20 protein-coding genes and 1 tRNA gene are annotated in these 23,151 nt (G+C 50.0%); 3 read left to right on the top strand and 18 right to left on the bottom strand.

Translation table 11 applies throughout. From position 1 onward, the window contains the following. Positions 1–40 precede the first annotated feature (40 nt). Entirely contained in the window at positions 41–484 is a 444-nt protein-coding gene (locus BJP58_RS29790) for a GNAT family N-acetyltransferase (protein ID WP_194541718.1), read from the bottom strand. A gap of 351 nt (positions 485–835) precedes the next feature. Then, positions 836–1,099: a hypothetical protein gene (locus BJP58_RS29785; RefSeq protein WP_194541717.1), complete on the bottom strand. Its 264-nt coding sequence runs from the start codon at positions 1,097–1,099 to the stop codon at positions 836–838. Between the two features lie 135 nt (positions 1,100–1,234). Between BJP58_RS29785 and BJP58_RS29780 the strand changes: the two genes are divergently transcribed. Beyond that, a tRNA-Val gene (locus BJP58_RS29780) sits at positions 1,235–1,307 on the top strand. A 158-nt stretch (positions 1,308–1,465) separates the two neighbouring features. Here the strand turns inward: BJP58_RS29780 and BJP58_RS29775 are convergent. The 8 genes from BJP58_RS29775 to BJP58_RS33790 all read right to left on the bottom strand — a co-directional run bounded on the left by BJP58_RS29775 (position 1,466) and on the right by BJP58_RS33790 (position 7,940). Continuing rightward, complete coding sequence (locus BJP58_RS29775; protein WP_074961962.1) at positions 1,466–1,606, bottom strand: cyclic lactone autoinducer peptide; 141 nt, start codon at positions 1,604–1,606, stop codon at positions 1,466–1,468. Beyond that, the gene (locus BJP58_RS29770) at positions 1,590–2,117 is read right to left on the bottom strand and encodes an accessory gene regulator ArgB-like protein (RefSeq protein WP_233354803.1); all 528 of its coding nucleotides are present in this window, start codon (positions 2,115–2,117) and stop codon (positions 1,590–1,592) included. The genes BJP58_RS29775 and BJP58_RS29770 overlap by 17 nt, the downstream gene beginning before the upstream one ends. Further along, positions 2,074–2,751 (bottom strand): hypothetical protein, encoded by a 678-nt coding sequence (locus BJP58_RS29765; RefSeq protein WP_194541715.1) that lies wholly within the window; start codon positions 2,749–2,751, stop codon positions 2,074–2,076. Before BJP58_RS29765 ends, BJP58_RS29770 begins: the two co-directional genes overlap by 44 nt. 985 nt (positions 2,752–3,736) lie before the next feature. After that, positions 3,737–5,371, bottom strand: a complete 1,635-nt coding sequence (locus BJP58_RS29760; RefSeq protein WP_194541714.1) for a hypothetical protein — start codon at positions 5,369–5,371, stop codon at positions 3,737–3,739. Position 5,372: 1 nt separating this feature from the next. Next, a complete protein-coding gene (locus tag BJP58_RS29755; protein WP_194541713.1) occupies positions 5,373–6,158 on the bottom strand; it encodes an ABC transporter ATP-binding protein in 786 nt (261 codons plus the stop codon). A 63-nt stretch (positions 6,159–6,221) separates the two neighbouring features. Then, on the bottom strand, positions 6,222–6,761 hold the full coding sequence (locus BJP58_RS29750; protein ID WP_194541712.1) for a GNAT family N-acetyltransferase: 540 nt from the start codon (positions 6,759–6,761) through the stop codon (positions 6,222–6,224). Positions 6,762–6,782: 21 nt separating this feature from the next. Beyond that, positions 6,783–7,409, bottom strand: coding sequence for a TetR/AcrR family transcriptional regulator (locus BJP58_RS29745; protein ID WP_194541711.1), 627 nt, complete (start codon positions 7,407–7,409; stop codon positions 6,783–6,785). A 321-nt stretch (positions 7,410–7,730) separates the two neighbouring features. After that, on the bottom strand, positions 7,731–7,940 hold the full coding sequence (locus BJP58_RS33790; protein WP_233354802.1) for a hypothetical protein: 210 nt from the start codon (positions 7,938–7,940) through the stop codon (positions 7,731–7,733). Here BJP58_RS33790 and BJP58_RS29740 point away from each other — a divergent pair. Then, on the top strand, positions 7,845–8,198 hold the full coding sequence (locus tag BJP58_RS29740; protein ID WP_253300999.1) for a L,D-transpeptidase: 354 nt from the start codon (positions 7,845–7,847) through the stop codon (positions 8,196–8,198). The two genes, BJP58_RS33790 and BJP58_RS29740, sit on opposite strands and share 96 nt — an antisense overlap. Positions 8,199–8,252: 54 nt before the next feature. On the opposite strand, the gene BJP58_RS29735 is transcribed toward BJP58_RS29740, so the two are convergent. Both BJP58_RS29735 and BJP58_RS29730 read right to left on the bottom strand, forming a co-directional pair. After that, complete coding sequence (locus tag BJP58_RS29735; RefSeq protein WP_194541710.1) at positions 8,253–8,636, bottom strand: VOC family protein; 384 nt, start codon at positions 8,634–8,636, stop codon at positions 8,253–8,255. A gap of 29 nt (positions 8,637–8,665) precedes the next feature. Further along, positions 8,666–9,106 (bottom strand): hypothetical protein, encoded by a 441-nt coding sequence (locus BJP58_RS29730; protein ID WP_194541709.1) that lies wholly within the window; start codon positions 9,104–9,106, stop codon positions 8,666–8,668. Positions 9,107–9,210: 104 nt separating this feature from the next. Here BJP58_RS29730 and BJP58_RS29725 point away from each other — a divergent pair, with 104 nt between their 5' ends. After that, positions 9,211–9,372 (top strand): hypothetical protein, encoded by a 162-nt coding sequence (locus tag BJP58_RS29725; RefSeq protein ID WP_194541708.1) that lies wholly within the window; start codon positions 9,211–9,213, stop codon positions 9,370–9,372. Between the two features lie 180 nt (positions 9,373–9,552). On the opposite strand, the gene BJP58_RS29720 is transcribed toward BJP58_RS29725, so the two are convergent. The 6 genes from BJP58_RS29720 to BJP58_RS29695 are packed head-to-tail and all read right to left on the bottom strand — an operon-like array spanning position 9,553 to position 23,125. Then, a complete protein-coding gene (locus BJP58_RS29720; RefSeq protein WP_194541707.1) occupies positions 9,553–12,288 on the bottom strand; it encodes an alpha-mannosidase in 2,736 nt (911 codons plus the stop codon). Positions 12,289–12,310: 22 nt separating this feature from the next. Continuing rightward, a complete protein-coding gene (locus BJP58_RS29715; protein WP_194541706.1) occupies positions 12,311–15,451 on the bottom strand; it encodes an alpha-amylase family protein in 3,141 nt (1,046 codons plus the stop codon). Further along, positions 15,448–16,767 carry a glycoside hydrolase family 125 protein gene (locus BJP58_RS29710; RefSeq protein ID WP_194541705.1) on the bottom strand — a complete coding sequence of 440 codons (1,320 nt, stop codon included), beginning with the start codon at positions 16,765–16,767 and terminating at the stop codon, positions 15,448–15,450. The genes BJP58_RS29715 and BJP58_RS29710 overlap by 4 nt, the downstream gene beginning before the upstream one ends. A gap of 20 nt (positions 16,768–16,787) precedes the next feature. Continuing rightward, positions 16,788–19,901 carry an alpha-mannosidase gene (locus BJP58_RS29705; protein WP_194541704.1) on the bottom strand — a complete coding sequence of 1,038 codons (3,114 nt, stop codon included), beginning with the start codon at positions 19,899–19,901 and terminating at the stop codon, positions 16,788–16,790. Between the two features lie 3 nt (positions 19,902–19,904). Then, the gene (locus BJP58_RS29700) at positions 19,905–22,202 is read right to left on the bottom strand and encodes a glycoside hydrolase family 3 N-terminal domain-containing protein (protein WP_194541703.1); all 2,298 of its coding nucleotides are present in this window, start codon (positions 22,200–22,202) and stop codon (positions 19,905–19,907) included. A gap of 26 nt (positions 22,203–22,228) precedes the next feature. Further along, positions 22,229–23,125 carry a carbohydrate ABC transporter permease gene (locus BJP58_RS29695; protein WP_071223071.1) on the bottom strand — a complete coding sequence of 299 codons (897 nt, stop codon included), beginning with the start codon at positions 23,123–23,125 and terminating at the stop codon, positions 22,229–22,231. Positions 23,126–23,151 lie beyond the last annotated feature (26 nt).

Here is a 23,151-nt window from a genome sequence, read left to right as displayed (position 1 = left end):
TAAACAGTGCGGATCATTGGCACCATATATGGTAAGAAGCCTACAGTTCTTTTTTCATACGAACGTGGGGAATGCCCGCATCATCAAACGGCTCGTCCGAAATGGTCTCATACCCAAGCTTGCGATAAAATGCCTCCGCTTGAACCTGTGCATCCAGTACAGAATACTGCAGCTTCAATTCACGCGCCTGCGCTTCCAATGCCATCATCAGCACGCGGCCAATCCCTTTGGAACGGAAGGGCTTACGAACCGCAATTCGCTGCATTTTGGCGGAATCTTTATTGTAATAGGTGATACGTCCGGTTGCCGCGTACTGTCCCTCCGATTTGATCAGGACATGAAACGCATCGGAGTCCAGACGATCGTACTCATCAATCTCCAGGTCAATCGGCACCTTCTGTTCAAGCACGAAAACATCCTTCCGGATATCCAACGCCTGCTGCAATTGCTCTTCGGTTGATACATTTATGATTTCTGCTGCCATTTCAACACCTCTTTATGTAGAATCAATTCCTAAGTGATATCGCAGATCGAGATATTATACAAAATAATCGTTTTCCTGTATAGTATAAACTAACGTTTTCTTGAAAGGAGCATGGCCTTTATGGGCATGGGAGCCACGATATTTTGGGCTATTATCATCTCAGCCGTTATCATCTACCCTATCTTTTGGGCGATTAAAAAAGGTTATTCCCGCAAATGGGATGAGGAATAACATCGGCCGTTTTACAGCAAACCGCCAGCCTGCCAGCCGACGGTTTGCACTGCTCGTTGTTCGAGCAGTGGATACAGACATTCTTAGGACTGATCTGATACGGATCGTTGCTGCACCCCCTTATGGTTGGAGATCACGTAATGTGTCCACCGAATCCATCGGCGGAACCGGCTCCAGTGCCCCGCTTCCCTGCTTGGAATACACATCCTGATCTACAGAACGGCCGTAAACATCGAGCATTACGGGCGCTGCTGATCCATGGAGCGGCTCCAGCTGCACCGACGTTCTCTCCGGGATACTGCAACCGCTGCCCAGTACAGTTACCCCCAGCAACGAGAGCACCAGTCCGGCTCGTTTGAAATGAAGGGATTTCCCACCTGCCATACCATTCACGCTCCTCCACTAGCAAAATCATGCTGTATTTAGTCTGAACCGGAATGTGATTTTTTATAACGAGAAAACCATTGACAGTCGCATTGTCTGCTGGTAATATATGAATTACCTTTTTAAATATTTCATGATCTGTTAGCTCAGCTGGGAGAGCACTATCTTGACAGGGTAGGGGTCAGTGGTTCGAGCCCACTACAGATCATAACCGAAAACCCTTGATGCCATTGGCATCAAGGGTTTTTTCTTTTTTCCTTCTTTAGACTAGCTAGCTGAATTTCACCGGAAACCATAACCTACATATTCATCTTTATTTATACCATCATTTTTAAGTACCCCAGTCCCCTTTCGAAGGATCAAGACTTACTTTAACAGTTCTTCCGGCGTCTCTCCGCTATATACAAAAACGGGACTTGCAGTATTAACTACAAAAACAGCTACCAACGTCAGAGCAGATGCGATAAACGAAAACAACCGATGTCTAATCCTATGGATCCATAACATGAGCTTGTCCTCCTTTCCAGCGTATTAAACTGATAGCCTGGACCAAAAATATGACAGCCAATGTTGGGGACTGGAGTCCAAAGTTAAACATAACGATGAAACAGCTAATCAAGCGAAGTTTTACGTAATGTTTCCTCGGTATACGGGACTGCTTCTCAATTCGGCTGGGAGCGAACAGCATCACCAGCAACAGACTGAGAGCAGTAATTACGAGAATGCTTGCATTCCCCATATCCGCAAAAGACACCAGAGTGAATAGCGCTGTCGTGAATGCAATACAGCCTGCCCCCGTCTTAAGATGATATCCTCCGGAAAATTGCCTTAGTACCGCAAAACCCACCAAGGCTATCACAGCCTGCTTCATGTTACCTGTAAAAATAGAGATAAGCAGCGTGAAGACCACAATACATAATACGTTTAAAATGATGGTGATCGCATGTTTCAGAACAGAAACAGAGGACTTATGGTCAGGTACCTGGCGTTTGATCCCCTCCGCTATCCACTTTGACAAGCCTTCTATGATCATAAGATTCCCGCTCCTCTGTATTGATGGCATAATACAAGAAGATTCCAAATGTTATTCCAAAGAAGAGAAGGTGCAGCCATAAACGATTAAGGTAAAATAGAATTGCAATTAATATCAACACCACGATAATCAACGTGATCAATAGAACATGTTCAAATTTAATGCGCAGCTTTTCCAGATCGTACTTAAACCCAATACCAAACCTGTACATAACCCAGGATATCAATAGTCCTGTCGCACCTGAGAGGATTTGAAGAATATAACCATTGGCATGATCGGTCTGAATGGAGTCGATTGATCCGAATATCGTTGTCAGATATGCCGTTTGAATTAACGCATAAAACATATAACCCAGAATGGTGCAGATCGCCGACCAGATAACCGGGATCTTAATAATGGCTGAGAATAAGAAAACGAAGATTAACACGGTAATGAGAGGGGCTAGAAAATCCAATTGAAGTTCGTTGCGCATGATGAAACTTTGTAAGTTGGCAAGGATCATGACAATCAACGCCTGCCATATGTACTCTGTCGTCTTGAATCTAAGCAATGTCATGATTAGCGAATAAATAGCCAGTGTTTCAAATGTTGAAAACAACATAAACCAAATAACTTCCATTCAAAGATTTCCTCCCTACACCATAAGAAATGGTTAAAATGTGTACTACGCCAATTCTCGATTTATCCTGATTACATTGATGGTTATAACGTCCATAAATAAACGGTATACCGACAACAGACCCTCAGTTTCTATCGAGTCGTCCTAAATGATGCGTGTTCTTGAGGTCAATTCCGATGGCGCCTGCCACTTCTTATATGTCTGGAAACTGTGATGGAAAATGCAAAAACATTAACGTCGTGTATGTCTCCGGATTGGCCCAAAAATTCTAAAAAAGAACAGCTTAGAACTTCTTATACACCAATACGAAATTAAATCGCTGCACCGTCCAATCCATATACCAAACGAAAATCAAGCACTAGTTATCAAGAATCCACGACCTTGCGAAAATGACTAAGCCAGAATACTCAGTTCCTCTATATTAACATCCTGACATCATCTAAGTTGATTATATAAGGCCCGGAAGGCATAACAACAGGTAATTAAATACATAAGTGGGGGAATCCATCATGGATCTATGAAGTGAAGAGTGAATTAGGAAGTTAATTTGCTATATCTCTATTATATACGAACCTACGTTCCTGTTCAAGCATTTACAATCTAAAAAATGAAAGAAGAGGCATCCATCTCGGGTGCCTTTCCTAAGGAGAATATAACATTGCGAAACAAGACTTTATTATGCCTAATCGTTCTTTTACTAACATTCGGACCACATACAACCTACGGGGAAGACAACAGCTCGCTCAACCAAGAAACAATAAATCGATTACGGGAAACCTATAATTTGGAAGCACCCGGGCCTCCATCCATGCTATCCGGGTGGAGCGAAGGAGACTGGGGAATTAGTCTTGATCCTTCCTCTCTGCCCGATCTAATTCACATAACCCTGCACCCGGTATGGTTCTTTACCCGGCAGCTGGTCCATATTTTATCCTCTTAGCGTAATCCGCTTCATCTTCCCCTCCTCTTCCTGTCATTCCCCGATTCACTTATACAGCTTGGTCCATGCCAATCCATTCGCAACGAGCAGCATGAGGATATATGCTAACATGCCATAGGGAAGCATGCTGCTTGCATAATGCAAACCGCATAATCCGCCCACTACAATGAAGAAAAGCAGCACCCACCAGCCGTCTTTCTGCTGAGCCATATTAAACGCCTGAGAGAACGGTGGAGTGCGCAGAATTGCCTTGGCTGATAAAGGAATCAACACCAAGCCGGTAAGGAATACGATGAGAACATCCGGGATAATCCGGCTTCCGAACAGAATCAGGAATATGACCGCGTTCACAGTGAAGAGCGGCAGGAACATTCTGACCGCAAAAGCCTTTAACGCCCCTTGGTATAATGGATTCATGCTTGGCATCGGGGCTGCGCCAAATAGCCAGAAGGCTTTGGGCTTGCCGGAGAATTTCAGCATCATAACGACCGTTACAATCATAATAAGCATCGTGTGCAGTACATAGTACGACGATCCCTGGCTGATTTCGGTCAATGAGGAGTTGCGGATTGTGGAGACAAAAAATAAATAAGGCAGTAACACGGACAATCCGAGTGTTGGATACACTTTAAACTTAAATTCTCTCTCATTCTTCAGCATGCTGGAAGATAATCGGAAACAAGCCTGCTCCGTGCGCGACCGGCATACCAATTTGGCCAAGAATCTGTCCAATCGCCCGCGCTCCCGCCCTTTTCCCGCATCGCTGTGAGCCAGCTTCTCCAGATGCTGCTCGAAAGAAGGAATATAACGGACATAAACGATCATAAGCACAATCGGTACCAGTACAGCCAGCAACGAGAGAACGGTCAGCCACCCGCTCCCCTCGCCAAACAGCCACTCATATGGAGCCGCAAACCACACCGGCGGAAGCAGAATCTGCCACCAGGCCGGCGTAAATACCAAATTGAAATCAATCAGATCAAAGGAACGGATCACAAACTGATAGCCAATGGCCAGCGCGGCGGAAAGTCCAATCTGTACATAATTGATCAGATCCTTCAGTTTCTCTCCATCCCAATACTTAAGCAGCAACAGATAAACCAAGGAAGTGCTCACCAGAATGAGCATATTCATCAGAATTAACTCCAGGATATAGATCAGAAAGAACAGCACGCCATGCTTGATCAATCCTACGACCAGTGAGCCTGCTGAGAGCGCCCCGGTAAGCAGCAGCAAGTAAATTCCAGCATGAATCGATCTCGCCAACCCGACCGTACGACCGTCGATCGGCTTTGTCATCAAAATGCTGCGGTCGCGCACATCAAGGAGCACGGAAGAGAAATCTGAAATCATGGAGCTCATGATCAAGAACATTAGGATCGCAGACAGGATGCTCATCGGCATTAAATATTCCGGATCGCTCCAGAACACAAACGGCGTCAGGACAAGCCCGATTAAGCCGTACAGCCAGAGGGAGCTGACAAACAGGTTCTTGTCCTGCTCTTCTTCTTTCTTCCTGTTGCTTGAAGATAATATGACAGGTGCACGCCTCGAATCCATCAGCAATTTGACATGGAGGATCCTGCGCAGGGTTGCATAGTCGACACCCATTCTCGAAATAATTCCCTGAAAGCGATCCAGTATCTTCAGCATTCGAAACGATGATTCCAATCCCCCCATATCAACTTCCCTCCCGAATGATCGATACGAACCGTTCCGCAATACGGGCATGGTCATGGAACCCCGTCAGCTGATTAAACACTTCTTCCAGGGACCCCTCATGGGAATGCTGTTGTAATTCTTTGAACGTTCCGTCTGCCACTACCCGGCTGTCAGCAAGCAGGATGATCCGGCTGCTGATTTTCTCAACGACGTCCATAATATGTGAGGAATAAAAAATCGTCTTGCCCTGGGCCGAGAGTTGAGCCAAAACTTCCTTGACCACCATCACGCTGTTCGCATCCAGCCCGCTTAAGGGCTCATCCAGAAACAATAGATCAGGGTCATGCAGCAGGCTCGAGATCAGCAGCACCTTTTGCCGCATTCCTTTTGAAAACGTAGCGATCCGCGAGTGATAGGCCTTTTCCATGTCCAAACATTCCATCAATTGCTTCGCCTTATCATCCGCTGCATCATATGTAAGTCCGTACAACTCGCCTATAAAGGTCAAATACTCGGCAGCCGTTAACTGATCGTACAATTCGGCCACCTCGGGGACATATCCGATTCTCCGTTTGTAATCGATATTCCCATCGGAAATATCCTGACCGAATATGCGGACTGTCCCCGTGTACCCCTCAACCAGCCCGAGCATGATCTTGACCGTCGTGCTTTTCCCCGCTCCGTTCGGACCGATATATCCAATCATCTCGCCGCGGCGTACCTCCAAGTCGATACCGTTCAGCACATAACGATTATCATATTTCATGCGCAGGTCTTGAATCCATAACACTTCATTTTCGGACATGATATGATTCTCCATTCCCTCATTGACTTCACATACCTACCTTATTATGGAAGTAGGGGAAAATCAACCTTTTGACGCATACTCACTCTGCAGTATCCCCATATGCACGATGTCATGCCAGACGCCATTCCGGTACAAGCTCTGCCTGGAGCTGCCCTCGTGGACAAATCCGATTTTTTCATACAGCTTGATCGCTTTATGGTTGAAGGAAAATACTCGCAAGCTTACCCTGTGCAGATTCAGTTCCAAAAAAGCATAATCGAGCAAAAGCGTCATCGCTTCAAAGCCGTACCCTTTGCCCCAAAAAGTCTTTTCGCCAATGTCGATGATGCACTCCGCATTCCGGTTCTTGGTATCGATATGAACCAATGACATGATGCCGATCGGTCTGCCGGTATCCTTCAACAGGATCAGATAGCTCTTCGAGGAGGAAGAGCCCAGGATCACATGCTGAACGAAGTCCTTTGTTTCCTCCAGTTGATAAGCATCCAGGCAAGGACTGGTGGATTGCATCACTTCGAGATCATTACGCCAGGTATGATAAAGCTCCGCGTCATTCATCGTCATTTTTCGACATGTCAATCTAGCAGAATTAAATAGCATCAACAAGCACCCTTTCCATAATCATGTTTCTATTGATATCGGATCTAACATTACGCAGAGAGATTGGATGAACGTTTCCAGCTGCTCCGGTACGCAAGTCATCGTCGGTCCGAGCTGGAAGGTATCCAGCATAAGTCCGTTCAGAAACGAGATCATATATCGCGCGATGGCTTCCGGTTCCAATCGGGGCCGAAACTCCCCTTGCTCCTGACCTTTCCGAAAGACCCGTCCCATGGCCTCAACAGTCAGTTGATATCGTTCGGTTATATAGGGATAATCCTTCCTGGCATGAACATAAGAGGAAGACAGGAAAAATTCTGCCCTGGCCAATACAAGCGAATGCCGGATTAGCGATAGATCACCCTGCTGTTTCTGAACCCAGTCCATCAACTGATTCCATATCGGATATTGCGGATCCGGTTCAAAAAAACGGAGCGTCTCTTGGTCGTCAAAACGGAGGACCTCTATAAATACATGCTCCACATTATCAAAATACGCATACACGGCTCCGCGGGACATGCCCGCTTCATCCATAATGTCCTGCATCACGGTGCGGGCATAGCCCTTTCTGATAAAAACGCGCCTGGCCGCCCTCAATATTTCATGCTTCTTCTCCTGTTTGTATTCCTCACTAACCCGTGGACACATGAGTCATCACTCTCCCGCCCTTTAACATGAATAGCGATTCCACGAACTTCACCTTTGCATAAACGACATCAGTGTCGTTTTAAACTTATTTTATCATAAACGACACTGGTGTCGTTTTCAAGCGGCATCTGTGTTCAACACGAAAAGCCTCTTGAAGAAATCCCCTCTCCTCCTTATATTTCTCTTTGAAAACAACTTGTTCTATTTTTCCGCTTATGCACATTTCCGTCAACATTCGCGAATAGCTGCATATATATGGGGGAGAACGAAAAGAGGTGATCGGACATCATTAAGGGCATCAGCCGCATACTGATCTTCACCTTACTGCTGGTTTTCTTTTTCCCCGTCGTATCCCATGGCGCTTCCGGACAGAAGCTGGACAGTAAGTACAGCAAGTACGCACAGTTTATCGTTATTGATAAATCCACCAACAAACTGACGTATTATGAAAAAGGCAAGGTCATTAAAACGTTTCCCGTCGCTACAGGCAAAAAGCCCTCCTATACGCCAGAAGGCCTGTTCAAAATCCACGAAAAAGTGAAAAACAGACCTTACTACAAGGAAGGCATCAAGGGAGGAGACCCCCGCAATCCGCTAGGGGATCGCTGGCTCGGCATTAATGTGAAAGTAAACGGCAGAGTCAGCTACGCTTATGCCATTCATGGAAACAACAACGCCAACTCGATCGGAAAATACGTATCGGCAGGTTGTATACGGATGCATAATAAAGACGTACGCTGGCTCTACGACAAAGTGAAAATGAATACCCCCGTCCTCATCCAAAAATAAGAGCGCAAAAAAGCCAAACACATTCATGTGTCTGGCTTTTTTAAAATTTAGCGTTTACGATCCATACTCCGCTCCGAATTCAATGATATTGCGGTCTGGATCCAGCACGAAAATCTGGGCAAAGCCGGCAACGCTGTCGGGATTAGCCACATACTCGACATTCATTCGGTCCAGCCATTCCTTCGTCTCGCGGTAGCTTTTCACCCAGATCGAGAAATGCCCGTCCGTCGTATCGATTCCGCGCTCCCGCAGCGTATCACTGATGGGATGCTCCAGCAGATGAAGCTGCTGGTCTCCGACAGCGTACCAGACACCCTTGGAGGCAAACGGCGGTCGCGGCAGCTCCTGAAACCTCAGCACCTCCGAGTAAAACACCTTCGCTGTCTCCAAATTTCGTACGGCCAAGCTGACATGGTGCAGTCTTTCAAATTGAATCATGATTCACACCCACCCATAAACGGAATCGATCATCGTTCATATTGTCTGACAGCTTTATAATATTGTCCATCCATTTCAACCAAGAGCACCTTCTCAGCAGGCGCCCCAGCCAACTGATAGATGGCCGTTCCGACAGGTAAACTGCTATCTCCATCTTCCAACCGTACTCCCTCTGGAGCACGATGATCCGCAACGTCCGCATGATCGATCTCGCGGCTCACTTCTCCAAGCTTGGTTCCGGCTTTAAAAGAAGGAAGCACGGCATGCTTCAATACTTTGTAAGAGTTTCCACCACTCCATACAACAAATCCCTCGCTCCATTGCGCAGGCTTACTATTTGCTGCTTTTTCCTCGGGTTGTATTTGTTCCGATGAGCCAGTTACATTAACCTCACTCTTCTCCACGACTGCTGTGGAATTCAAAGTCATCGAAACGACCATTGCAGTGACAATCATCAAAAAGTATTTCATTCCAAGACTCTCCTTCCATTTCTTTGAATAAAGGTATGTAACCATCTTGTATAGGATAACTTATACATTATATTTGAATCAACCATCTAAGGGGGGAGTTAACCATGGACATCCATTCGGAGGAATATAAAATTGCCTCACTCAATGGGAATGAAGGTACCTTGAAAGCGATTGAAGATGCTGAGACCAAAATTGCCGAGCTTACGGGCAAAGATATCACCCTGATTGCTTACGAGAAAGACCATACCCAAGAGAAGAATCAATAATCATGCCGAGTAAAATAAAGAGCTGCCCTCCAACCGTCCATGGGGACTGACCCCCATTAAGGCCTAGGGAGAGCAGCTTTTTATTTTCATTATGCAAGACAGTAAGGCCCGATCCTTGTAACTCGGAATCGGGCCTTGCTGGACCGGGATGTCATGTTCCCAGCCGTATCTAATAAATGTTTACTTGACCGTAACTTTAACGCCGAGCGTCACGATTTCGTGAGGCTTAACCGGCAGCGTGAAGCTTTCTTGATTATCAAAGCTTTGAACCGTACCCTCTACTTCCAGAATAGAGCTCTTATAAACGCCCCGGGAAGGTAGAGAAGATTTCAGCTTCAGCTCTGTATCCGTGCCCGCCATATTGAACCAGCGCAGCATCAGATCCCCGGTCTTCGGATTCACTTTCAGGGAAGAGAACGCAAGCTCTTCATGGCTCCATTCAAGCGGTGCGGAAGTCGATGCGACGGCGCCGGCATGGACTCCGGTCTGTGCAACCGTCCATGGAATTTGGAACTGGTAAGCCTCAGCGTATGCGCCTGACTTCATGCCGTCTCCCTGATGCGGAATGACCTCCATACGTACGGTATGAACGCCGATGCACTGAGCCTCAGGTGTAGGGAAGTACCCCCAATCACCGAGCTCGCCTACGGAACGAAGCAATGTAACGGCGATGGTATTCCGGCCGTCACGCAGGACTTCATATTCATTCAATCCCTGGTTAGCTACCGTCAACCCTGCAGTAGCCGTCGTAACGTCAACGAAAGCCTGTTGGTGAGCCGTATAACTCGGGTTCTCCCATTCGGCAGCAGGTTCGTTATCCCGCGTTGCCACCTCAAACATGGAATCCACGTTGTGTGACGATGCCTGCAGATCCGTTGGGAACAATGCACGCACCCGATGATCCTTCGCCTGATTATCCATCGTCGCTTCAATCTCCACGCCTTTGCCGCTGCGGTTCAGACTGACCACGGTACGAATGCGCATGGGCACCATCTCGCTCGATCTTTGCGCTTTGCGGTTTGGATAATATACAAGCTCATGCTGCTCTTCATCCAGCTTGCTGTCGGCCATAGCCGGAATGGACCAGTTATGAACGATTTCAATGGATGCGCGGTAAGGCGTATCTTCCAGAACCGAAATTTGGGCGGTTTGGCCTTTCGTGGTCAATGCCGCTTCGCCATCCGGCTGTTTGTACATATATTCGTTACCGATATCTCCGGTGTTTTCATAGACGCCCAGATCGCGGTATACTTGTCCGTTCTTTTTATCCGTCAAGGCGAAGGAACCGTCCCCTTGGATCTCAACCTTGATCAGCTCATTCTCCATCACATTGGCATTGCTGATTAAGGATTCAACCTCGGCAGGCTTCACTTCACTCTTCACCCAAGCATAAGAAGTCAATCCCATTGCCGGAATTGCGCTTGCCTCGAAGGTGAGTCTCACACGACGGCACATATACGGCTGGCGGAAACGGTCGTCCGGCAGATCGTACCCGAACTGAAGACCCAGATCCTCAACGGTGCAAGGCACAGCTTGTCCTTGAGCGTTAACCAGCACGCGGCCGGACAAGTCGATTTCCTTCATCCGGCGGCTGGTTTCCTCCAAGGAGTAACCTTCCCGGAAATAGAGCCGTTTCGCGTCCAGCTCGATGCTGACCGTACCGCTGCGGCTCCAACCCGTCGTATTGAATACAACAAGCGGCAGCGGATCGGATCCCCACTGCTCGAAGGCGCTCGTGTCAACGGCATCTGCAATGACGCGAACACTGTCGTCCACGATATTTTCAGCCACATGTGCGCTTTTCTCAAAGCGGGTAACCATTTCGCGGTGAACTTCGTCCACGCTGCAGCCGCAGATGCTGTCATGCGGATGATTCTGCATCAAGGTCTTCCATGCGTAGGTGAACAGATGATGCGGATACTCCTTGCCCAGCAGGCTCGCGTAGGATGCAAGCGGTTCGGCCACTTTTTCGAGTAAGGTCTGGCCGCGCTGGTTCATCTGCTTCAGGTACACACGTGCCGAAGCGGTATTCACGAGCGTTCCCCATCCATCGGTACGCTGACTGCGCAGCTCTCCTTTTACGGAGGAAAGATCCTGCGGCAGCTTCTCCCGAACGGCTGTCAGATAATCGTCAAAATTGGAATGAATAAACTCCGTATCCGGATACAGCTTCTTCGCTGTACGGATGCCTTCCGGAAGATCAGTCTGTATCGGCTGATGGTCACACCCGTTCATATAGAGCAGCTCAGGCGTGGAAGCATACTTCTCGGCATCCGCCAGCTTGCGGTCCCAGAATGCCTTCGCTTCCGCTTCATCAACGGGAACCTCGTTACCGTTACTGTACCAGTTGGCAAACAGGATGCCCAGCACCTTGGAGCCGTCCGGACCTTCCCACATCAGCTCTGAGAATGAGGACTCATAGCCGCTGTCGGAGACGGTATTGTTAAAGCCCGTTGGCTTCACGCCCCGGCCGAAAAAGGCATTATCGATGCCGGACTGCAGCATCAACTGCGGTATTTGGCCTGTAAGTCCAAATGTATCGGGAAAATAACCGATTTTGGCAACTGTGCCGTATCGCTCGGCATCCTGGTGTCCGATCTGCATATTTCTCACGTTGGCTTCACTGCTTGTCAGGTAGGCATCCTGCAGAATGTACCATGGACCGATCATAATGCGACCATCCGTGATCAGCTTCTCCAGCTGCTCCTTCTTCTCGGGTCTCACCTGCAAATAATCTTCGATAATAATCGTCTGGCCATCAAGGAAAAAGCTGCGGTACTCCGAGTCCTTCTCCATCGTCTCAAGCAAGCTGTCCATGAGCTCGATCAGCCGCACATGGTGCTTTTCATACGGTAAATACCACTCGCGGTCCCAGTGAGTATGCGAAATAATATGTGCTTTTCTGGATTGATCCATCGTTTGCTTAGTCCCCCTTATGTTAGCCCTTCGATACCGTGATTTCGACCTCATCCGGACGGTACAGCGATAACAGGTCACCGCTCGCATCAACTGCAAACAAGACCGAACGATCCGCTTCCAGCACGAATGAATAGATGAGGCCTGTGGAAGGATCCTTTACCTCAACGTTCGTGTCCCACGATTGCTCCGAGCCGAATACGAAGAGAGCTCCTTCTTCAAACGTTACCTTGCGTCCATATACGCCGGAATGTTCTCCGCCTTGATGCCAGATCAGTCCAGTGTCTGCAGCGGACAGCTCCAATGCATACCGATATAAAGCCGAAATGGTGTCGATTCGATCATTCATTTCTACGGGAAGCGGGCTCCAGAGAAGACGCCCTGCTCCAAGCTTCACGTCCACGATAGAGTCGCCGGCCAGATCAGCCGGTTTCGCTCCGCTGCCTGCCGGAATTTCTTTGCTCAGCTCGGCAATCTTCCGATGGCCATACGATGCAGACCATGTAGTATCCCCAATGCGCAAGCTTTCTTCCCGGCGCACATTCGCCAGCTTTCTCTCGCCCAGCTCCTCGGTCATTCGATCGACCTGATGCCAATATGCATCCAGACTGATAGGACCTGTCAGAAGCAGCGTAGCTCCCGTTTCCTTCACGATATCCATCAACTCGGCAAACGCCTGGTCATCTACATTGTGCGCGCTCGGCAGAATGACGAACTTCACTGGATGGTTACGCAGCGAGCTTAAATCATATTCCCCGACAGCGCGGAATGGCACGTTCAGCTCGTAAGCAAGTGCGCGCGTCGCCTTGGTCGTTGCTTCAAAAGCGAGCTTACGGTTCGAGAAATCGTTCGAATAAGGGAAGATGACCGCGGTCTCTTCCAGCTTCCGGCCTTTAAACATATCCCGGATGCCTTCCATGAAAGCGCCGAAATCATACGACACATCCGCTTCCGGTTTCTCCGTACCGTCAGCGCGGACAGCTCCGATATGCGATTCATTGGCATTGTCCATGTAGAAATTCGTGTTCCAGATCCAATGAATGGCTCCTGCGCCCCCTGTTGAGAAGGCGTAAGCATACTTGCGCTCCAGCAAATTCCGCAGCTCGGCTTCGCTTCGCTTCGCCCGGCCATCCGGTGTCTCCACGTACATGATGCCCGTTTCCTGAATCAGGTTCGGTTTATCCGGCGTTTTGGCAAAGATGCCGTCCCAGATCAAATAGTCGTTGAACCACCAGGAGTGGACCGTCGTATAGTCTACGGCTTCGGCATAGAAGAACGGAGATGGACGCTGTGCGCCAAGCGCCTCGTCCTGTCCAACGGTAACCATATGATCCGGGCATACTTCTTTAATATCGTCATATAATTCCTTGGCCCAACGGTTATGCATGTCCATGGAGAACAGTGCGTAATCAAGCCATTGGGTGCCTTTTTTCCCTTGATGCATGTCTTGAACGTCAAAATTAATGACTTGAGGCTCCGGTGGAACCACGGAGTCAAAACCCGGCAGCTGATCGGCTGTCATATTCCAGCGTTCCTGCAGACGTTCAATCGAACCATGGCGCTTCTTCAGCCAGTCGATATAAGCTTGTTTCTCGAATGGATCCTTCGCGGAACGCGGTCCGTCCGAGAATATCTGCGGCGGATCAAACATGGATGGCTCGTTAATCAGATCCCAGTCCACATTCTTCGTATCTTTATGTCTACTAATGATGGAACGTATGAAACGCTTCTGCGCTTCCACACTTCGCGGATCGAGGTAAGGATTTTGACCTTCCCAAGTCTCCGGGGTGAAGGAGAAGAACGTGAATGTCACCTGCAAATCATGCTTCTTCGCCGTTAACAGGAAGGCGTCAATCGAACGCAAAACCTCTTCGGATGCATGACCGTCCACCTGCATAATATTGCGGTATGCGGTCCAGATACCGGTACGAATCCAGTTGATGCCCGCATTACGCATCTGTGCCATATCGCGGTCCCATACATCCGTGTTCGGAAGGAACAGGAACTTACGCGCTACATCGGAGGTCATGTAAGTCATCCCGACAACAGGCAGCGGGCGGCCATCCTTGATGAAGTAATCCCGATTGCAGGTTACAGGCGTTCCCGCCTGCAAAAGCTCGGAATCTGTTCCCCAGAACCCTTGTCTCAGCACGCGGATTTCTCCATCCGGTCCTTCAGCTTCACATACGACCCGATAGGATCCAGGCTTGATATCCAGCATAACCGGAATGCGCTGCACATGAAATTGTCCGGTCACATCCACCGTCTCGGAATGATGCCATGATAAGGACTCATCTTGGTCGTGCTTGACGGAGATGCGGAATGTCCAGCTCTGCGGCTCTTGTACGGGTAAGCTCCGGCCAAGACGTTGTGCCTGCAGGGTCAGAATCGCGCGCTCGCCGGACTCGTAGGCCGCATAATTCGGCTTGATCCACAGCTCGGTGATGCCCTTTGCGCAGAATGCCGCCCAGCGCCGTACCTCATCTCCTCCATCCTGTTCCCAGAAAGAGGTTGAGAGAGGCTGATTCACAAACATCCAGCGTCCGCCCAAGAAAGGTCCGCCGACGTTTTCCCACAAAACGGCAGGAGCCGCGACTTCTCGTCCCTTCGCCGTGGTCCCCTTAAGAAGCGGATAAATCCGTGTATCCATCGGCCCGGCCGATCCCATCTGATGCGGCAGGTCACTGCTTTTGGTGACATGCGGAACCAGGTTCCACGTATCGCGGACGGATAACCGCTCATGGCAGCTCTCCATAACCGGAATAACGTCACTTGCAGTTAAATGGTCGACGCGTCCGCTGTCTACTGGCAGCACCTCGTGAATGTGGAGCTGCTGGTGGTATGCCGTCTGTTCATGCTCCACCACCCAAGCGCCATCCTCCATACGGACAGGGCGTTTGAAGGGGGCACCGCCTACGCTGACAAGACCGCCGCCATTTCTCAGAAAGCCCAGGATCGCTCTCCAGGCGCTTTTCGGGAAGTAAGGCGCATGCAAATTGACAAAGCTTGCGCCCTGTCCACCTGCAGATTCCAGCGCTTCAGCCAAATCCTCAGCACGACACACGACATCGAATGCATGCAGGGCCGCCGCGCTAGCCGGCAAACCGGCAGCTTCTGCTGCCGGAAAGGACGGATCGTAGAATACAATCAGACGCCCGCTCATAGAATACCTGCTTTCATCGCCTGATACACCAATTGCGAGAAGAGGCTGTTGGACCAGGCAAACCAAGATCTAGTAAAGACTTTTGGATCGTCGGCATGGAAGCCTTCATGCATAAAGCCGGTATCGGCATCGGTCGCTTCCAGCAGCGCAATCATCTCCAGCTTCTCTTCGGCCGTCTGTGCCGTAATTCCCTGCATCGACAATGCCATATGCCAGATGTAATCCGGCGGTGTATGCGGACTGCCAATTCCTTTGGCAACAGCGCCCTCGTAGTAGAAAGGATTCTCTTTGCTTAGCGCAAACCGTCTGGTGTTTTGATAGATCGGATCATCTGCAGAGCAATACCCCAGATAAGGGATGGACATGAGTCCAGGGGTTCCCGCATCATCCATCAAGCAGTAATTCCCGTAACCGTCTGTTTCATAGGCGTAGATGGGTCCAAACTCCGGATGGCGGTAGATGCCGTACAACTGAATCCCGTGATCCACGTCGGCTTCGAGTCGTTTCAGCTCATCGAGCAGCTTCATGTCCCGGAATACCCATTCCGCGAATTCCTGCATTTGACGCAAGGCGACAACGGCGAACATGTTGCCCGGAATATTGTAGTGGAAGTCGCAAGCGTCATCGCTTGAACGGAAGCCGGACCAGATCATGCCCGTATAATTCACCGGCATGCCGAGCCCGTTATTGCGCAACGAATCCGTTGGAATTCCGTTATCCCGCGTGAAACGGTAAGGCGATTTCTCGAAATGGTGCTGCTCGGTTTTAAACAGCTCGATGATCTTGATCATAGCCGACTTGAAGTTGGCGTCGAACACATCCGTAAGTCCGGTTTCCTTCCAGTACAGGTAGGCCAAACGAACGGAGAAGCATAGCGAATCAATCTCAAACTTGCGCTCCCATACCCATGGGGACATTTCGGTTTCGTCGGTTGTATTCCAATGCCAGTCATTCGCCGATTCATTAAAGGCATTGGCATAAGGATCGATATGAATATATTGAAAATGGCGTTTGATCAATCCGCTTAAAATCCGCTGCAGCTGCGGATCATTCTTCGCAAACGGAATGTAATGGATCACCTGTTCTACCGAATCGCGCAGCCACATGGCCGGAATATCACCGGTAATCACAAATGTCGTGCCATCCTCCATCAGTTTGGTTGTTGTCTCCAGCGTGTTCGGGAAAGTGTTCTTGAACAGCTGAAGCAGCTTTGGACGGTGCGCAAGCTTTTCTTCAGCCTCTTGCAGAACCGCCTGAATCGATTGCGGCAGCTCAAGCTCCGGCATTGGTATTTTGGGGAGTCTGAATTGTTCCATGGTTGTTCTGGCTCCTTTGATTAAGTATGATGTGTAGTCAATTTGATGGTTTTGATCTCATACGGCAAGAATTGAAGGGCTAACCTTCCTTCCGCAGTATCCAGTAGTTCGAGTTCTTCTTCCAGGGCGTTGGATACATGGACGCTTTCATAAGGATAAGGCCAGCTGAGCACTGCTTCGTCTCGGCCTCCCGCGGATTCATACATCCGAAGAATATACCCTGAACCGTCTTCTGCTGGTTTAACAGTATCCAGGATCACATGATCGCTCTCGAATGGAATAAACGAATGAACAGCAGCCCGAGGCCCCTTGTTCGAGCTTGTTCTTACGTATGGAAGCTCATGATTGAGCTCGGCAGCTTTGCGGACGATTCCAGCGCTTCTCCAGTCTCCTTCATGCGGGTATAGGGAATATGTGAACTCATGCTCACCCAAGTCTGCCGTGACATCGGGCCACTTCGGCGCGCGCAGCAGGGACAACCGGATGGTGCTATCCTGAATGTCATACCCGTACTTGCAGTCGTTGATGAGGCTGACGCCGTATCCATGCTCCGACACATCCGCAAAACGGTGGCCGCAGACTTCATATTGCGCCTGCTCCCAGCTTGTATTGCGATGGGTCGGTCTCTCGATGGTTCCGAACGGAATCTCATAAGTAGCCTTATCGGCAACGACCCCGATCGGGAAGCCGACTTTCAGCAGTTTATGTGATTCATTCCAACTGACAAACGTCTTGAAGTCGATCCGCCGGTCATGATGATAAAAAATCATGTCCTGCATGATCTCCGAGTTATGGATGCGCCAGCGGAAACGCAGCACATCCTGTACCTCACCCGCATGCACCAGCTTCTTCTCGATCAGCTCCGCCTCTCCGGCTAATTGCTCCTCGTAACGGGTATCGATATCCCATGCGTCCCACAGCGTCGGACGGTCATGGAAGAAGTGGAAGCGGTTCGCGGCTTCGCCCGGCTTGACCACTTCCCGTTGAGCCTCTTTATCCCACAGGCTCGTGATTTCGCCGCGCTCATTAAAGCTGACCTTATAATGATCCGTTTCCCATGAATCTGCGAACACTGTAGTAGATTTCTCCGCCACCACCTGGTTTCCTGCTGGCGGCTTCAACCAAATGGTCTTGTATCCCAAAGCCGGGATGCCTTGAACATGAACATTCAAGCGGTGAGAGGTTTTACCGTTCTCATCGGTTTGGACATCGTATTGCAGCAGCGCTCCATCCGAATCATACGGCGCAAGGCCCTGCTCTCCTTCAATCGAAATGACCGCATCTCTGCTCCATCCAAGTCCGTTGAAGATGACATACGGAATGCCTTCCCCTTCTGTATCGGCCTGATCCGCCAATACCTGAAGTCCAAGACGGAGGCTGTGATTTCCTTTTTCGAATACCTCTTCGTATTCCTTCTCGGAGGTGACGTAAGACTCCGTAATGGCAGACCCCGGAATAATATCATGAAATTGATTCAGCAAAATCAACTTCCAGCCGTCATGCAGCTCGCTCGTAATTGCCTGCTTCTGCTCGTTGTCCATCGACGAAAATGCCACCGAATTCCAGAGCTCCGCCTCGCGGTACAGAATTTCCGCCTTCCGGTTATGACGCTTGTTCCGCGCATGCGTTGTATAGGTGCCGCGATGAAGCTCAAGATACAAATCCCCGCGCCATTTCGGCAGCTTCGGCTGTGTTTCCTCGATCCCGCTGAAAAACTCGGCAGCCGTACTGTACTTGCTGGCCGGTTGCCCCACCATAAGCCCGGCGCGGTCGATATATTCCAACATTTCGCGGGTTACGCCGCCTCCGCCGTCACCATGTCCATACAGCAGCATCTGCTCCGGATGAACGGCTCTTTGGCGGTATGACTGCCAGTGCTCATGAACATCTTTGGGCAGCGTGTTCTCATTCACGCCGTGATTGAGATAGGATAACATCGGGGTTCCATCGATCCCGACCCAATGGAACAGGTCGTAAGGGAACACATTCGTATCGTTCCAGCCAAGTTTTGTTGTCATGAAATAACGAATGCCGCCATGCTTCAGGATCTGAGGCAGCGATGCACAATAACCGAATGTATCCGGCAGCCACTCAATATGAGATGTCAGACCAAACTCTTCTTGATAGAAGCGCTGCCCGTACAGCATTTGACGCATGAGGGACTCCCCGCTCGGAATGTTCAGGTCCGGTTCGACCCACATCCCGCCGACCAGCTCCCATCGTCCTTCCTTGATTCTGGCCTTCACTCTCTCGTACAGCTCAGGATCGTGATCCTTCAGGAATTGGTACAGCAAAGGCTGGCTCTGCGCGTACTTAAATTCGGGATATTCATTCATTAGCGCATCCATGGTGGAGAAGGTCCGGCTTGTTTTTCGCACGGTTTCCCTGACGGGCCACAGCCAGGCGATATCGATATGCGATTGGCCTACCATATGCTCGGTGCCTTCAGCGTGGCCGCCAATGGCAGTAACCGCCTGTTTCAGATCATGCTCAATCCCGGTTACCTGAGCGCCATCCCGAATGGCGGCATCCTCCAGGCTGACAAAGCGGTCCATCGCCTGATACAGCGCCTCCATTAAGCGAATTCGCCGCATATCGCTATCCGGCAACAGGATAAGCGAATCGCGGATCACGGTCGCGGTGTACATCAGGCTCTGAACGGGTACGTTCACGTTGACTAGCAAGCTTTGCACCCTAGTAATCGGAGGCTGGATGACAGCCTGCTGATTCAGCGGGTCTACCGGCTCCGGAATCGGATCGTACAACTCGATCTCAAGCTCCATGTTCAAGCCGGTGCGTTTCGGATCAAGCTTGACGAAAGTATGATTGCGGTCCAAGCCCTGATAAGATACTCCGTTTATGCGCAATAATCCCTCGCCCCCGGAGTGGAATACAAGTCCGATCGCTCCATCCACCCAGTGGGTGGGCAATTCAAGGTTCCTCCGAAAGAAATAGGTTGTTCCCTGCGTGCTCGGAAACCTGTTGAAGTCATGCCCCTCTGTATAAGGAGCCGTATCCTCATACACGCCCGGAACCATGTAAGTGGTTCGGGTAATGTCCCACTCTCTAAGCTCCGTCGACTCGAGCCACTGCCGCTCCGACAGTTCGCGTATAAAGCGTCGAATGCGTTCCATTCATTAACCCTCCTGTACAGTCAAATCTGCACTCAGCGTATCGTTCACATGTTTGCCTACCATCACACGGAACAAGCCAGGCTCAACCACCTGCTTGTAATCTTGACCGATATATTGAAGCTGTTCCGGTCCGACGGTAAATTCCACCTTGCACTGCTCTCCAGGCTGCAGAGAGATCTTGCGGAAGCCCTTCAGCTCACGGGCCGGTCTTGTATATTTGCTGGCCACATCGCTCACATACAATTGTACAACCTCGGACCCTTCCCGGTCTCCACTATTTGTAACATTCACAGAGACAACGGCGGATTCGCCTGTTCCGATCACTTCTGGCGTAACTTGAATATCCGAATAACGGAACTCGGTATAGCTAAGCCCGTATCCAAACGGATAACGCGGCTGAGAATCCTCTTCGAGGTAACGCTTACCGCGCGACCGCTTGCCGTTATAGTAAACCGGAAGCTGTCCGACATGCTTCGGTATCGACATCGTCAGCTTGCCGGACGGATTCACATCGCCGAACAAAATGTCCGCTACCGCATGTCCGCCCTCCTGACCCGGATACCATGCTTCCAGAATGGCATCGGAATGCTCGTCGATCCACGGCTCCGCAATCGGCCGGCCGTTGATATACACAACGATCATCCGTTTGCCAAGCTTATGAATCTCCTGGGCCAATTCCAATTGAACGCCGGATAACTGCAGCGTCATCCGGTCGATGCCCTCGCCGCAATCCATGTCGCTTAAAGCGTCATCCGTGACCTTCGATGCCCCTGTCCGCAGATCGATCGTGCCTTCGCCAAAGTCGCGTGCGCTGGAACCGCCAAGTACCATGACCACGGTATCGGCCTGATTCGCGCAAGTTAACGCGAATTCAAAACCTTCCCTGGATTCGTCCTTAATGCGACAGCCCGGTGCATACAATACACGATTCGCTTCATCACCCAGTTTTGCGCGGACTCCATCCAGTACGGTGGTCACGCTTGCAGGCGGCTGAGGAGACGTATAATCCCCAAGCTGATTGTAGCCCTGATCGGCGTTAGGTCCAATGACGGCAATCACGCCGCTTTCTTTGGATAACGGCAGGGCCTTGTTTTCATTTTTGAGCAGAACGATGCCTTCCGCCGCAAGCTGTCTGGCAAGTTCGACGTGATGCTGGCTGCCGATAACCTCCTCGGCTACCTGGGGATCCACGTAAGGATTCTCGAACAATCCAAGCTTGAATTTTAACGTCAATACACGGCGTACGGCCTCGTCCAATACGGAGACTTCCAGCTTGTTAGACTCGACAGCCTTCACAAGATGCTTACCGAACATCTCGCCCGACATCTCCATATCGATACCGGCACGAAGTGCCTGAACAGCGGCGTCCATCCCGTCTTCAGCGGTATCATGGCCGCTGGCCAGCATATCAATGGCGCCGCAGTCGGTGATTACCATGCCGTCAAAGCCCCACTCCTTGCGAAGAATCCCGTCAAGCAGCTCCGTATTAACGGTGCACGGCACGCCGTCAATCTCGTTATAAGCCGGCATAATGGATGCAGCTCCTGCCTCCACGGCTTTCTTGAACGGCAGCATGTCCACTTCCATCAATTCACGTGTTCCCATATGCACGGGCCCCGCATTTCTCCCGCCCTCGGAACTGCCATAACCTACAAAATGCTTCAACGTCGCCGCAACACTGCTCGGGCTGTCCAATGAATCACCTTGAAGGCCCTCTACCGATGCAACCGCATATTCGCTGATCAGGTATGGATCTTCGCCAAAGCATTCCTCGGTACGGCCCCATCTTGGGTCGCGCACGACGTCTAGAACTGGGGAATAAGTGACGGCACCGCCTTGGCTGCGCGTTTCGAGCGCCACGGCACGGCACATATCCCGGTACAAATCCACGTTCCATGTGCTCCCGATGGACAGCGGCACCGGAAAGACCGTCCCGCCGATAGCCATATGCCCATGCGAGCATTCCTCCCCGATCAGGATCGGGATGCCCAGACGCGATTCCTCAATGGCGTAGCGCTGGATATAGTTAACGGCTTCTGCTCCTTCACGCGGAGAAAGACCGGTCTCAAGTGTTACACCGGTCCATGGATCGGCGCGAAGGGTCCCGTAAAGGGATCCGACGCCGCCATTTTTCACTTGCTCTTTAAATGAATCCGTTAATGAAACCCGACCTTCATTTACTTCATAGGTCTTCCAGCCGAACGGCTGGGTTAGCTGCCCAACCTTTTCCTTCAGGTTCATCAGGCCAAGAAGATGTTCAACTCTTTCCGTAATGGGTTTACTGGAATCTTTATAAGTCATCTCATACCCTCCGGTACATGAAGAATTTATTCTTTAACCGCGCCGATGGTCAGACCTTGAATGAAATAGCGCTGGAAGAACGGATAAGCCAGAATAATCGGCCCCGTTGCCAGAACGACCATCGCCATCCGCGACGTATCCTGCGGCATGCTCTGCAGAGCGGCCATGCTAAGGGATGAATTCTGAGAGTTCTGCAGGATGAACTGCATGCTGGTCTCAATCCGCATGAGCATGGATTGCAGCGGAACCAGGTTCGGATCATCAATGTAGAGCAATGCGTTGAACCAGTCGTTCCAATATCCCAGGGTGCTGAATAACCCGATGGTTGCCAGACCCGGCAGGGATAGCGGCAATACCAGCTTGTAGAAAATTTTAAACTCGCTTGCACCGTCGATTTTACCGGATTCAATGATGGCATCCGGAACGCTGGTGCTGTAGAACGTTCGAAGAATCATAATATAGAAGGCGTTGAGCGCCAATGGCAGGATCAATGCCCAGATGGAATCTTTCAGACCAAGCAATTGCGTGGCAACGATATAAGTCGGTACCAGACCCCCGTTAAACAGCATCGTGAAAAATGCAAAGAACGCGAAGAAATTCCGATATCTGAAACCCTTTCGAGAGATTGCATAGGCATATAACGAGATGATAAACAAACTGATCAACGTTCCCACTACCGTTACAAAGATCGTAACACCATAAGAACGAAGTAGCGTATCGCCTGTCTGGAATACATATTTGTAAGCTTCAAGACTCCATTTCTCCGGCCAGATTTGGTAACCGTTGCGGGCCAGTGAGCCTTCATCTGTAAATGAAATGATCATGACGAACAGGAACGGAAATACACATAAGAACGAGAAAATACCGGCAATCAGGTTGAATACGACATTCCACCCGGATGAAAGCTGATGAAAATCTTTCATCTTGCTTTTAGATTTGAACACATCAC

Origin of the sequence: Paenibacillus sp. JZ16, assembly GCF_015326965.1 — a bacterium.
GTDB lineage: Bacteria > Bacillota > Bacilli > Paenibacillales > Paenibacillaceae > Paenibacillus_AQ.
The sequence above is the reverse complement of the archived record's forward strand: the minus strand, read 5'-3'. Positions and strand labels throughout refer to the sequence as shown.

Bases quoted from the DNA above. Each gene is read 5' to 3' on its own strand.
- BJP58_RS29710 (WP_194541705.1), bottom strand. From the start codon at position 16,767: ATGGAACAATTCAGACTCCCCAAAATACCAATGCCGGAGCTTGAGCTG.
- BJP58_RS29715 (WP_194541706.1), bottom strand. From the start codon at position 15,451: ATGAGCGGGCGTCTGATTGTATTCTACGATCCGTCCTTTCCGGCAGCA.
- BJP58_RS29705 (WP_194541704.1), bottom strand. From the start codon at position 19,901: ATGGAACGCATTCGACGCTTTATACGCGAACTGTCGGAGCGGCAGTGG.
- BJP58_RS29725 (WP_194541708.1), top strand. From the start codon at position 9,211: ATGGACATCCATTCGGAGGAATATAAAATTGCCTCACTCAATGGGAAT.
- BJP58_RS29790 (WP_194541718.1), bottom strand. From the start codon at position 484: ATGGCAGCAGAAATCATAAATGTATCAACCGAAGAGCAATTGCAGCAG.
- BJP58_RS29755 (WP_194541713.1), bottom strand. From the start codon at position 6,158: ATGTCCGAAAATGAAGTGTTATGGATTCAAGACCTGCGCATGAAATAT.
- BJP58_RS29735 (WP_194541710.1), bottom strand. From the start codon at position 8,636: ATGATTCAATTTGAAAGACTGCACCATGTCAGCTTGGCCGTACGAAAT.
- BJP58_RS29730 (WP_194541709.1), bottom strand. From the start codon at position 9,106: ATGAAATACTTTTTGATGATTGTCACTGCAATGGTCGTTTCGATGACT.
- BJP58_RS29750 (WP_194541712.1), bottom strand. From the start codon at position 6,761: ATGCTATTTAATTCTGCTAGATTGACATGTCGAAAAATGACGATGAAT.
- BJP58_RS29785 (WP_194541717.1), bottom strand. From the start codon at position 1,099: ATGGCAGGTGGGAAATCCCTTCATTTCAAACGAGCCGGACTGGTGCTC.
- BJP58_RS29695 (WP_071223071.1), bottom strand. From the start codon at position 23,125: ATGAAAGATTTTCATCAGCTTTCATCCGGGTGGAATGTCGTATTCAAC.
- BJP58_RS29775 (WP_074961962.1), bottom strand. From the start codon at position 1,606: ATGTTATGGATCCATAGGATTAGACATCGGTTGTTTTCGTTTATCGCA.
- BJP58_RS29760 (WP_194541714.1), bottom strand. From the start codon at position 5,371: ATGGGGGGATTGGAATCATCGTTTCGAATGCTGAAGATACTGGATCGC.
- BJP58_RS29745 (WP_194541711.1), bottom strand. From the start codon at position 7,409: ATGTGTCCACGGGTTAGTGAGGAATACAAACAGGAGAAGAAGCATGAA.
- BJP58_RS29765 (WP_194541715.1), bottom strand. From the start codon at position 2,751: ATGGAAGTTATTTGGTTTATGTTGTTTTCAACATTTGAAACACTGGCT.
- BJP58_RS29720 (WP_194541707.1), bottom strand. From the start codon at position 12,288: ATGGATCAATCCAGAAAAGCACATATTATTTCGCATACTCACTGGGAC.
- BJP58_RS29700 (WP_194541703.1), bottom strand. From the start codon at position 22,202: ATGACTTATAAAGATTCCAGTAAACCCATTACGGAAAGAGTTGAACAT.